Raw genomic sequence first — 11,982 nt, forward strand, 5'->3', positions numbered from 1 at the left:
TAACCGCCATGCACGATCAGGTGGGGACCCTGACCGTCCGCCCAGCGCGTGCATGGAACTGCCGAGAATTTCACACAGCCGCGGAGCCCCCGTCAATAGTTTGGAGGGCAAACGAACTTCTGTTGTTCGCGGGTAGTTTTGGTTGCCTTCGTTTCGATCGTCATGACAACCGATTCTTTCGTCATCCGGGTCTGCTACTTTCGATTCATGATTGACCGGGCTCACCTCGCCACCCTGCTCGACCGCGAGCGCACCACCTACGAACACCGCCTGCCGCGCAGCAGGGCCGCCTACGAAGCCGCCGGCTCGCTCCTCGGCCGGGTGCCGATGACCTGGATGAACAAGGCCGCCGGGCGGTTCCCCGCCTATCTCGCGCAGGCGAGCGGGGCCGCCGTGACCGACCTGGACGGTCACACGTACGTGGACTTCTGCCTCGGCGACACCGGCGCGATGGCCGGGCACTCCCCCGAGCCGGTGGTGCGCGCCCTCGCCGCCCGCGCCGGGTTCACCGCGATGCTGCCCACCGAGGACGCCGAGTGGGTCGGCGCGGAGCTCGCCCGGCGCTTCGGGATGCCGCTCTGGAGCTTCAGCCTGACCGCCACCGACGCCAACCGGTGGGCGATCCGGCTGGCCCGGCAGATCACCCGGCGGCCCAAGATCCTCGTCTTCAACTACTGCTACCACGGCAGCGTGGACGAGACGGTGGTGACACTGGGGCCGGTGCCCCGGGCCGGGAACGTGGGGGCACCGGTGGATCCCGCGCTCACCACCCGGGTGGTCGAGTTCAACGACGCCGCCGCGCTCCGCGCCGAACTCGCCCACGGCGACGTGGCCTGCGTGCTGATGGAACCCGCGCTCACCAACATCGGCATCGTGCTGCCCGAACCCGGCTTCCTGGCCGAGGTACGGCGGGCCACCCGGGAGCACGGAGTGCTCCTGATCAACGACGAGACCCACACGTTCTCGGCCGGGCCCGGCGGATGCACGCTCGCCTGGGATCTCGATCCGGACATCGTGACCATCGGCAAGGCGATCGCGGGCGGCGTGCCCATCGGGGCCTACGGGGTGACCCACGAGGTCGCCGAGCGGATCGCGGCCGAGAAGGAGGCCGACCTGGTGGACGTGGGCGGGGTCGGCGGCACACTGGCCGGGAACGCGCTCTCCCTGGCGGCGGCCCGGGCGACGCTCGGCTCGGTGCTCACCGAGGCGGCGTTCGCGCACATGATCGAGCTCTCCACCCGGTTCACGGCGGGGGTCGCGGCGGCGATCGAGGGGCTGCCCTGGTCGGTGACCCAGCTCGGCGCGCGTACCGAATACCGTTTCGGGACCCCGCGCAACGGCGGCGAATCGGCCGCCCTCTCCGATGACGCCCTAGACGACTACTTCCACCTTTATACGCATAACCGGGGGATTCTCATGACGCCGTTCCACAACATGGCGTTGATGTGCCCCGCCACCACACAGGCCGACGTCGATCTGCACACCGAGGTGTTCGGCGCGGCCGTCGCGGAGCTGATCCGGTGATCGCCCTCGACGCGACCGACCGCACCATCCTCAGGGAGCTCCAGCGGGACGGGCGCATGTCGTACGCGGCGCTGGGCGAGGCCGTGGGGTTGTCCGCGCCGGCCGCCCGGCAGCGCGTACAGCGCCTGACCGAGGCGAAGGTGCTCCAGGTCGTCGGGATCACCGACCCGCTCGTGCTCGGCTGGCCGGCCATGGCGATGCTCGGCGTCCGCACCTCGGGGGACCCTCGGGCGGTGGCGGACGCGCTCGGCGAGCTGACCGAGGTCATCTACGTGGTGCTGACGGCGGGCTCCTTCCAGCTCTTCGCCGAGGTGGTCTGCGCCTCCACCGGGGACCTGCTCAACCTCGTGGAGGACCGGGTGAGAACGGTGGACGGGGTGTCCGGCGTGGAGACCTTCCCTTACTTCGCGCTGCACACCCACCGTTTCACCTGGGACATCCCCTAGTTTTTCCGACGTCGCCGGAAAACATCATTTGCGGCAATCTCGTCCGGAATTCGTGTGATACAAGGAGAGTCGCCTGGTCACTCCTTGGAGTTGGGAATGCCGCGTACAGCACCGCTCACCGCCCGCGATCCCGACAGGCTCGGCGAGTACCGGCTGATCGCGCGCCTGGGGCAGGGCGGGCAGGGGGTGGTGTTCCTCGCGGAGAGCCCGTCGGGGCAGCGGGTCGCGGTCAAGCTTCTGACGGCGGCCCTGGTGAGTGACACCTCGGCGCGGCGGCGTTTCCGTGGCGAACTGGAGGCGGTCCGGCGGGTGGCCCCCTTCTGTACGGCGCAGGTGCTGGCCGCCGACATCGACGGGGACCATCCGTACATCGTCAGCGAGTACGTGGACGGGATCTCGCTGGAGGCGGCCATCCGGCAGGACGGTCCCCGTACCGGGGCCGACCTCGACCGCGTGGCCGTGGGGACCGCGACGGCGCTGGCCGCCATCCACCAGGCGGGGGTGGTGCACCGGGACTTCAAGCCGCAGAACGTGCTGCTCGGTCCTGACGGGGTCCGGGTGATCGACTTCGGGATCGCGCGCCTGCTCGGGCCGTCCATGACGACCAGCAAGGTCATGGTGGGCACGCCCTCGTACATGTCCCCCGAGCAGATCTCCGGCGAGGACGTGGGGCCCGCGGCCGACATGTTCTCCTGGGGCGCGTTCCTCGTCTACACCGCCACCGGCCATCTCGCCTTCGAGGGCGACACCTATCCGGCCGTCCTGGCCCGAATCCTGTACGGCACCGCCAACCTGGACGGCCTGGACGGCCCTATCCGCACCCTGGTGGAAGCCTGCCTGTCGAGAGACCCGGCCCAGCGACCGACCGCAGACGAGGCACTACACCGCCTCCGCAGCCAGCACACAACCTCCCCATCACCACCGTCCTCTCCGCCTCTGCCGCCACCTCTGCCGCCACCCCTGTCGCCGCCCCTGTCGCCATCGCTGTCGCCATCGCCCTCCCTACCGCCATCACCACCGGATCCGGCCCGTCCTGCGGCAGCGGCCGACCGGGCCGACGCGTCACCACCGCCGTCACCACCGCCGTCACCACCACCGTCACCCCCTTCGCCACCACCGCCCTCGTCATCTCCGCAGCCCTCGTCATCTCCGCAGCCTTTGACGCCCCCGCTCTTAACGCCCCAGCCGGATTTGACGCCTTTGGCGCGTTTGACGCCCCCCTCGGCCCCTACGCCTTCGATTCCCCCGGTGTCCGGGCCAGCTCAAGTGCCCGGGCCAGCTCAAGTGCCCGGGCCAGCTCAAGTGCCCGGGCCAGCTCAAGTGCTCGAGCCGCCTCAGGTGATCACGGGTGACACCGATCCGGTTCGGCTCGGGGAGACCCTTCCGCCGAAGCCTCCGCTGCCGGTGCGCCGGATCGCCCTCGCAGCGGGCAGCGTCGCGGCTGCCGTCGCCGTGGGCGCGACCGTCAGCCTCAGCCTGCTGAACCCTTCGGGCCCGTCGAACTCAGCGCTACCGCCCACCTCCGAGGCGACCTCCGTCGTAAACAATTCCGTCAACCCCGCTCCAACTGGAACGCTCCCGGCTCCCCCGGTGACCCCATCGCCTTCGCCCTCCCCCACGCCTTCTCCTTCGCCCACGAAGGAAGAGGCCAAGAAGAAGGAACCCACCTTCAAAGGCTCCTGGCAGGGCAGTCTCCGCCGGCTCGCGACCGGAACCGTCGGCCCGGTGAAATTCACGTTGAGCGACGCGGCCATCGACGACCGGGAACGGACCTCCCTGTGGTGGGGCGCCGCCTACCACTGCCACGCCACCATCAGAAGAACCGAGGTCTCCTCGAAGCAGATCTCGTTCAGCCTCTCCGGAGTCTCCGGCTACGGCTGCTACGGCGGAACCCTCGTCCTCTCCAACCTGACCAAGAACCGGGTGACCTTGAACGTCTACAACAACGACGGCTCCACCCGCATGACCGGTTCCGCCTCCCGCTGACACCCCGACCCGGCACCCCCGGAAGGCCGGAGCACATCGGACACTCCGGTAGCTGATGGCCTCCAGTGCGATCATGGTTGGCTCTTCTTCACTGGCGCCGCAGATTCCGGCCGGGTTGAAATCTTGTACGCGTGCCGTCGGCCCCACACATTCACCCGCACCCGAGCGCGGTAGCCGAGGTCCGGGTTTTCGTCAACGAACGAAAGAACCAGCGGCTCACTCGGTGGCGGCTCGGATGAGGGCCCCCGGTAGCCAAGCGCGAAGCCTTGCCCAAGAAGAAGATCGATAGCCTCGACGAGGAGATCCGTGTCCTCGGTGCATATGAACGTGCCGTGATGACTCGACCAGTCGCGGCCGTCCGCTAGCACGATTCGCAGCTCTTTGACCCACACCCCCTTACCGATCCACCCGGATGTGTGCTCACCCATCGTCGGTGGGTGCGGAACGGCTCCAACAAGACCGGCCAGAAGTTCGCCGCGAAGAGCGTCCACCCGCAAGGTGTGAAGCCGGTCGGACAACGGGGCGAACGCCAGTACCTCCAGGAAGTGCTCCAGCGACGAGAACGCCGGGACCGGGCCGTAAGGGGCGTCGAAGAGTGAGATAGCTCCCGACGCCGACACCAGGCAGAACGACGATTCCCACTCGGCCAGATGGTCCGAAATGCCAAAGATCGGAAACGCCGCGCCTTCCGCGACTTCCGGCAGATCGCACAGCCGAAGCGACGGGCATCCCCGGAGGAAACACGCAGCCCCCAGAACCTGTCCCTGGGGAAACGCAGCGCCACCCGCCCGCGCCTCCAGGGCCACGAGCGCCTCATGGACCGGAAAACCGCGCCGCGTCAGAAGCCCGCGCAGCTCTTCAGGGGATGTGTACAGCTCCGCATGACGGCCGACCCTGGCCGCACGCAGGTGCTTCAAGGCATTGTCCGAGAGCAGGTGCGCCAGACTGTCGGCCAGGAGGCGCGTACTGCGCATGGACATCACCTGTTCGCGGCTGGGCGTGACATACGGCGTTGGTCAGCCGCGTAAATGGAATCATGTGCACAGAACCGACAACACCGAAGAACTCCACAACCCGGCGAACGACCTACACACAAGATGCACAACCTCCCCAACTCCCCTGGCTCCGCCACGACGAGAGTCAGCCAGTCCGCCCGCCTCACACCCTGCTGGAAGTCGAGTCGACCGGCGGTCAAATGCTGACCACTACGAACCTTCCACCACATCGGCCGGTCGGCATGACCTCCTCGACGACAACGCGAATTGGGCGATGACCTGAGTGTCCGAATGCTGCTCCCCAGGCCGCCCCAGTGACGGCATCATCACCAACCACCACGCCGACCTTCCAAGGGGCACTACCCCTCCAGGAGGCACCCCCATACTTCTGGGAAGTACTGCGGTAGGAAGCACCGCAGTGGCAAGTACCGCAGTGGCAAGTACCGCAGTGGCAAGTACTGCGGTAGCAAGTACTGCGGTAGCAAGTACCGCGGTGGGAAGTACTGCGGCGCCAACCGGCATGGTGCTGATCCCATCGGGCCCGTTCCTCATGGGCTCAGACTCCCCCGACGCCATCCCCACCGACGGCGAGGGACCGGTCCGCTCCATCGAGGTCAGCGCATTCTGGATCGACGTAGCAACCGTCACCAACGCGGAATTCGCAGCATTCGTCCGCGAGACAGGTTTCATCACCGAAGCCGAGGAATGGGGCTGGTCCTACGTCTTCGACGGATATATCCACCCAGACGCGCGCCAATCAATCATCGACGGCACCGTACCCGGCGCCCCCTGGTGGCGCGCCGTCCGCGACGCGGCCTGGAACCGCCCCTTCGGCCCCGGCTCGACAGCCCTCGACGACCACCCCGTCGTCCACGTCTCCTGGAACGACGCCAACGCGTACGCCACCTGGACCGGCAAACGCCTCCCCACCGAAGCCGAATGGGAAAAAGCCGCCCGAGGAGACCTGAACCAAGCCCCCTACCCCTGGGGCCACGACCTCACCCCAAACGACGAACACCACGCCAACATCTGGCAGGGCCCCTTCCCCCACACCAACACCGCCACCGACGGCTACCTGACAACAGCCCCCTCCCTGTCCTTCCCCCCCAACGCCTACGGCCTCCACAACTGCTCCGGAAACGTCTGGGAATGGACAGCAGACTGGTGGTCGACAACCTGGCACCACCCCAACGCCCCAGCCACCCGCAAAAACCCATCAGGCCCCCCAACCGGCCAGGCGAAGGTAATCAGAGGCGGCTCCTACATGTGCCACGACTCCTACTGCCACCGCTACCGCACCTCAGCCCGCACCCAGAACACCCCCGACTCCTCCACCGGCCACACCGGCTTCCGCTGCGCCATATAGCTCACAGAAGCCCTAGGCCGACAGTGATCGATACTTTCCGACTTGACTAGTCAGATTGTGTGACAAATCATCATTGCTGGCGGTCAGGCGGGGCCATACGGTCGGCGTTATGGACTTGGAGCTCCGTCATCTGCGTATCGTGCGTACGGTCGCCGAGGCCGGCAGTGTCAGCAAGGCGGCGACCATGCTCGGGCTGGCCCAACCGGCGTTGACCGCACAGCTCAAGCGGATCGAACGGGCGCTCGGGGGAAGCCTGTTCCAACGCGACCACACGGGATCACGTCCCACCGCCCTTGGCGAGCTGGTGCTGGCTCGTGCCCAGGTGTTGCTGCCCGCCGTACGTCAGTTACAGGAGGAGGCGGCGCGGCTGGCCAACGGGGGCGAGCCGGGGCGGCGGTACCGGATCGGCGCCGCCAACGGGCCGATTCTCGGCGGCCTGGTGGACCGGCTGGCGGCGGCCGAGCCGGACGCGGTCATCGCCACCTCGACCACCTGGTCGGCCGGGGAACTCGCCACCAAGGTCATGCTCGGCCGGCTCGACTTCGCGCTCATCGGCGTCTGCGGCGACATGCGGGCGCCGGGGGACGAGGCGGTCGCCTGGGCGCAGGTGGCCGTGGACCCGGTCTTCGTGCTCGTCGCCAGTACGCATCCGCTGGCCGGGGAGCAGGAGGTCGAGCTGGGCCGGCTGGCCGGCGAGCAGTGGGCGGTCACCCCGGGGGACGGGTGTTTCGGCGAGTGTTTCGCGGTGGCCGCCGCGCGGGCCGGGTTCACCCCCGCCACCATCTACGAGACCGACGTCGCCACCTGCGTGCACCTGGTCAGGGTCGGCCGCGCGGTGGCGCTCTGCCAGGCGACCTTCCGGCTCAGCGAGGGCCTGGTCGCGCTCCCCATCGCCGGCGCGCCGCTGCGCTGGGGCCATCTGCTCGGCTGGCACCCGGAAACCCCCGCCGCGGAAACCGCCGCCGCCGTCGTGGGCCACGCCAAGGCCGCCCATCTGGACGCGGTACGGCACAGCCCGCCGTACTCAAATTGGCTGGACCGAAACCCCGGTTACGGAACGATGCCATAACACGGAACAAGGGGGACAACTGATAGCTCCTCACGGAGGGTGGCCGCCGTTACGTTGACGGCACTGCCACCCCCCAAGGAGCATTGATGCGCAGCAGGCACATCCTGAGCGCGGCGAGCGCCCTCACCCTCGGCATCGCCCTCGTCCTCACCTCCACCCCGGCATCCTCGGCCGCCAAACCCGCGCCCACCATGCTGGAGGCCCTCCAGCGCGACCTCGGCCTCACCGCCGAGCAGGCCCAGCTCCGCCTGGCCAACGAGAAGATCCACCTCAAGACCGAAGGCAAGCTCCGCCGCGCCCTGGGCGACCGGTTCGCCGGTTCCTGGCTCAGCGCGGACGGCGCCGGCCTGACCGTCGCGGTCACCGACTCCGCCGCCACCGGCGAGATCGCCGCGACCGGCGCCCAGGCCCAGGTCGTCGCCCGTACGCTGGCCGATCTGGACACCGTCAAGGCCCGCCTCGACGCGACCGCCGCCCCGGCCACCGTCCCCGGCTGGTACGTGGACGTGCGCGCCAACACCGTGGTCGTGCTCTCCCGCGACCAGGCCGCCGCCGAGGCGTTCGTCGCCGCCAGCGGCGTGGACGCAGGCGCCGTACGCATCGAGGCCACCACCGAGCAGCCGCAGGCCTACTACGACTTACGCGGCGGCGAGGCGTACTACATCAACAACAGCGGCCGGTGCTCGATCGGCTTCTCCGTCACCCGCGGCACCACCAACGGCTTCGTGACGGCGGGCCACTGCGGCACCGCCGGCGCCTCCACCCAGGGCTTCAACCGGGTGGCGCAGGGCACCTTCCAGGCCTCGTCCTTCCCGGGCAACGACTACGCCTGGGTGGCCGTCAACAGCAACTGGACTCCCCAACCGGTCGTCATCGGCTCCGGCGGCGCCACCGTGAACGTGGCCGGTTCGACCGCCCAGGTGGTCGGCGGCTCCATCTGCCGCTCCGGCTCCACCACCGGCTGGCACTGCGGCACCGTGCAGCAGCTCAACGCCACCGTCACCTACTCGCAGGGCACCGTCACCGGGCTGACCCGCACCAACGTCTGCGCCGAGCCCGGCGACTCGGGCGGCTCCTGGATCTCCGGCAACCAGGCCCAGGGCGTCACCTCCGGCGGTTCCGGCAACTGCACCTCCGGCGGCACCACCTACTTCCAGCCGGTCAACGAGATCCTCAGCGCGTACGGCCTGACCCTGGTCACCCAGGGCGGCGGTGGCGGGGGCACCTGCACCGGCTACGCCAACACCTACACGGGCTCGCTGAGCAGCGGCGCGAACGTGTACCTGCCCAACAACTCCTACTACACCTCGAACGCCTCGGGCACCCACACCGCCTGCCTTGACGGCCCGACCGGCGCCGACTTCGACCTTTACCTCCAGCGCTGGAACGGCAGCGCCTGGGTGAACGTCGCCAGCGGCACCTCCGCCGGCCCCGACGAGAGCGTCAGCTACAACGGCGCCTCCGGCTACTACCGCATCCGCGTCCACGCCTACAGCGGCTCCGGCGCCTACACCGTCGGATCCACCCGCCCGTAACCTCGCCCCTTCACTCCGCCGCCCCGGGCTCACCCGGGGCGGCGGACCCATGTCGGTACGCGTCCGGGAGGACGGCCGCCGCGACCTGGCCCGCCACCCTGCACGCCTGCGCGAAGTCGGCGCCCTCGTCGTACGCGGCCAGGATGCAGGTCGGCACGCTCAGGAACGCGAGCCGGACGCGGAGCCGGTCGGTGAGCTCGGCCTGCGGCGGGTCGATGGCCGCCAGAAGCCGCCACAGCCGGTCGGCGAGGCTGCTGCCGCCGATGCGGAGCCCTTCCACCATGCTTCGCTCGCGTTGCAGGAGCACGATGAGCTCCCGTTCCTGATCGGCGAGCAGGTCGCCCCAGCGCTCGATGACCTCGCGCCGGAAGCGGTCGTCCACGGGCTGGTCGGCCATCCAGGCGAGCAGGTCGTCGACGGCGTCGGCCAGGTCCGTGAGCAGGGACCGGCCGATGTCCTCCTTGGTGGTGAAGTGGTAGTAGAGCGCCGCCTTGCTGACACCGAGCCGGTCGGAGATCTCGCGCAGCGAGGTGGCGTGGTAGCCGACGGAACTGAACAGTTCCAGTGCCACGCGCCGGATCTCGGCTCTGGTGTCGCAGGCGGCGGCGTGGTGGTGGGTCGTGCTCTGCTGGGCAGGGATCATGCGGACTCCCTTGCTGGGTCTCAGCGCCGGTGGCGGGGGCCGGCAGCCTCCGCGATGGGCGAAGTGGTGGAGCTCCCCGCGCCGACCGCCGCGAACACCTCGGTGTCGTCCGGATCCGCGGGGGCGGGCAGGTCGATGCTGGTCCGCAGGGGCGCGGGCCGGAGGAACACGGCGGCGACGACGCCGATGAGGGCGATGCCGGCGGAGATGAGGAAGATCCTGCCCGTGGCGTCCCCGTACGCCTCCCGCACGATCGTCCGCATCGCCTCGGGCAGCGCGTTCAGGTTGAGGCTGCTGGTCCCGCCACCGCTCGGGGCGTGCATCCCGGCCGCGGCCAGGTGCTGGGTGATGGTCTCGGTGACCCGGTTGGCCAGCACCGCCCCGAGCACCGACACCCCGACGGTGCCCCCGAGTGACCGGAAGAACGCGATCGAGGAGCTGGCCGCGCCGATGTCCCGCAACGCGACCGTGTTCTGCACGGCCAGCACGAGGTTCTGCATCGACATGCCGACTCCTGCCCCGACCAGCACCATGGCCCCGCCCACCGAGACGAGCGAGGTCTCGTGGTCGATGGTGGACAGCCAGCCGAACCCTGCCACCAGCACCAGGGTTCCGGTGACGATGTACGGCTTGATCTGGCCGGTTCTGGTGATGAGCTGCCCGGAGACGGTGGAGGCCACCAGCACGCCGAACATCATCGGGATGGTGAGCAGCCCGGCCTCGGTGGGGGTGAAGCCCCGGCCGATCTGGAAGTACTGGCCGAGGAACACCGCTCCGCCGAACATGGCCATGCCGACGGCGAGGCTGGCCACGATCGCCAGCGCGGTGGTGCGCTGCCGGACGATGTCGAGCGGCACCACGGGTTCGGCCGCCCGCGACTCCACCCACACGGCCGCGGCGAGGAGCACGACGGCCCCACCGACCATGGCTGCCGTCTGCCACGAGCCCCAGGCGAACGATCCGCCGACGAACGACACCCAGATGAGCAGCACGGCGACCCCGGCGGCGATCAGCGCGGCCCCCAGATAGTCGATCTTCACATTGTCGCGCCGGATGGTCGCGACATGCAGCGTCTTCTGGAGCACGGCCAGCGCCAGGACGGCGAACGGCACCCCGATGAAGAAGCACCACCGCCAGCCCAGCCACGAGGTGTCCACGATGACGCCGCCGAGCAGCGGCCCGCCCACCGTGGCGACCGCCATCACCCCGCCGAGGTAACCGTTGTACCGCCCCCGCTCCCTGGGCGGGATCATCGCCGCGATCACGACCTGCACCAGCGCCTGGAGGCCGCCCACCCCCAGCCCCTGGAACGCCCTGGCGGCGATGAGCTGGCTCGTGTTCTGGGCGAAACCGCTGACCAGCGACCCGACCAGAAAGATCACGATGGCGATCTGCACCAGCGCTTTCTTGTTGTAGAGGTCGGCCAGCTTGCCCCAGATCGGGGTGGCCGCCGTCGCGGTGAGCAGGGTCGCCGTGACCACCCAGGTGTACTGGCTCTGCGTGCCGTTGAGCGACCCGATGATCCTCGGCAACGCCGTCGACACGATGGTCGAACTGATCATGGCCACGAACAGGACGAGCAACAGTCCGCTGAGGGCCTCAAGCACCTGCCGGTGCTCCATCGGTCCGTCTTCGGGTGGGGGAACCTTGACCTTCCGATGTGTACCCATTTGCGAATGATCACCTTCTGTGTCCCGATATGACCCGGACCAGTATCAGCCAAATCATTCCCATCAAGCAAGTTTGCCCATCAGGAACCCAGTCGCCTCCCCTCCGGCCCACCCCCTCCGAACCACAGGCCACCTCAACCACAAGTTGATCTCGCCTGCACTCCCACATCCCCCCATGGCCGAAGTTGTGAGAGACTCCACCATTGCGGGGCGGTAGCTCAGCCGGTCAGAGCATCGGACTCATAATCCGTGGGTCGTGGGTTCAAGTCCCACCCGCCCTACTCCGTCACACCCCATCCGACCTGGGGTTTCTCGGTTCTCTTGAGCCTTGCGTCGAGAAGTTGATCTCGCGGGGTCGCTCGCGTGTGCGGTGCGTGCACACGCTAGATCGTTTAGACCTGCGGGGCTCAATAATGGGATTCCTGTCAGTTGGCGATCTGGTACTCGTTGACAAGGCCGCCGAGGATGGCTCTGCGGTGAACTCGGTGGTTGGCCAGGTCAATTGGGGTTGGCCGTCCGGTTTCGGCTTGGCCGTCCGGTTTCGGCTTGCGACGAAGACAGCTGTCCGATGCCGCGACACCAGTTCTGGCACCGGACAGGCCACACCGCCGGCGTACCGGCGAAAACAGGAAAAATGTCCATTCCGGTCCCAGCTGCAGCCGAGGCGACGGCCCAGAGTGCTGGGTGAAAGCGAACAGGCCACGATTCGCGGTCAAGCTGTCGAGCGCTGATCTTTCCGTTATATAAA

9 protein-coding genes and 1 tRNA gene are annotated in these 11,982 nt (G+C 68.5%); 7 read left to right on the top strand and 3 right to left on the bottom strand.

The features are described from left to right. Window positions 1–207 precede the first annotated feature (207 nt). The 3 genes from KIP79_RS13500 (at window position 208) to KIP79_RS48305 (ending at window position 3,956) form a co-directional block, all read left to right on the top strand. Window positions 208–1,524, top strand: coding sequence for a transaminase (locus KIP79_RS13500; RefSeq protein WP_214105119.1), 1,317 nt, complete (start codon window positions 208–210; stop codon window positions 1,522–1,524). Then, window positions 1,521–1,970 (top strand): Lrp/AsnC family transcriptional regulator, encoded by a 450-nt coding sequence (locus tag KIP79_RS49420; protein WP_308169711.1) that lies wholly within the window; start codon window positions 1,521–1,523, stop codon window positions 1,968–1,970. Before KIP79_RS13500 ends, KIP79_RS49420 begins: the two co-directional genes overlap by 4 nt. Before the next feature lie 96 nt (window positions 1,971–2,066). After that, a complete protein-coding gene (locus tag KIP79_RS48305; protein ID WP_256447249.1) occupies window positions 2,067–3,956 on the top strand; it encodes a serine/threonine-protein kinase in 1,890 nt (629 codons plus the stop codon). A 71-nt stretch (window positions 3,957–4,027) separates the two neighbouring features. On the opposite strand, the gene KIP79_RS13515 is transcribed toward KIP79_RS48305, so the two are convergent. Beyond that, window positions 4,028–4,930 (bottom strand): hypothetical protein, encoded by a 903-nt coding sequence (locus KIP79_RS13515; protein ID WP_214105120.1) that lies wholly within the window; start codon window positions 4,928–4,930, stop codon window positions 4,028–4,030. 541 nt (window positions 4,931–5,471) lie between these two features. Between KIP79_RS13515 and KIP79_RS13520 the strand changes: the two genes are divergently transcribed. The 3 genes from KIP79_RS13520 (at window position 5,472) to KIP79_RS13530 (ending at window position 8,921) form a co-directional block, all read left to right on the top strand. Continuing rightward, window positions 5,472–6,317, top strand: coding sequence for a formylglycine-generating enzyme family protein (locus tag KIP79_RS13520; protein WP_214105121.1), 846 nt, complete (start codon window positions 5,472–5,474; stop codon window positions 6,315–6,317). 109 nt (window positions 6,318–6,426) lie between these two features. Next, on the top strand, window positions 6,427–7,386 hold the full coding sequence (locus KIP79_RS13525; protein WP_214105122.1) for a LysR family transcriptional regulator: 960 nt from the start codon (window positions 6,427–6,429) through the stop codon (window positions 7,384–7,386). A gap of 86 nt (window positions 7,387–7,472) precedes the next feature. Next, on the top strand, window positions 7,473–8,921 hold the full coding sequence (locus KIP79_RS13530) for a S1 family peptidase (protein WP_214105123.1): 1,449 nt from the start codon (window positions 7,473–7,475) through the stop codon (window positions 8,919–8,921). Window positions 8,922–8,931: 10 nt separating this feature from the next. Here KIP79_RS13530 and KIP79_RS13535 read toward each other — a convergent pair whose 3' ends face one another. After that, window positions 8,932–9,564 carry a TetR/AcrR family transcriptional regulator gene (locus KIP79_RS13535; RefSeq protein ID WP_214105124.1) on the bottom strand — a complete coding sequence of 211 codons (633 nt, stop codon included), beginning with the start codon at window positions 9,562–9,564 and terminating at the stop codon, window positions 8,932–8,934. Window positions 9,565–9,584: 20 nt separating this feature from the next. Further along, a complete protein-coding gene (locus tag KIP79_RS13540) occupies window positions 9,585–11,234 on the bottom strand; it encodes an MDR family MFS transporter (protein WP_504741948.1) in 1,650 nt (549 codons plus the stop codon). Between the two features lie 207 nt (window positions 11,235–11,441). Here KIP79_RS13540 and KIP79_RS13545 point away from each other — a divergent pair. Beyond that, window positions 11,442–11,515 (top strand) — tRNA-Ile (locus KIP79_RS13545). Window positions 11,516–11,982 lie beyond the last annotated feature (467 nt).

Source organism: Acrocarpospora catenulata, from assembly GCF_018476525.1.
In the GTDB taxonomy this organism is placed as follows: domain Bacteria; phylum Actinomycetota; class Actinomycetes; order Streptosporangiales; family Streptosporangiaceae; genus Acrocarpospora; species Acrocarpospora catenulata.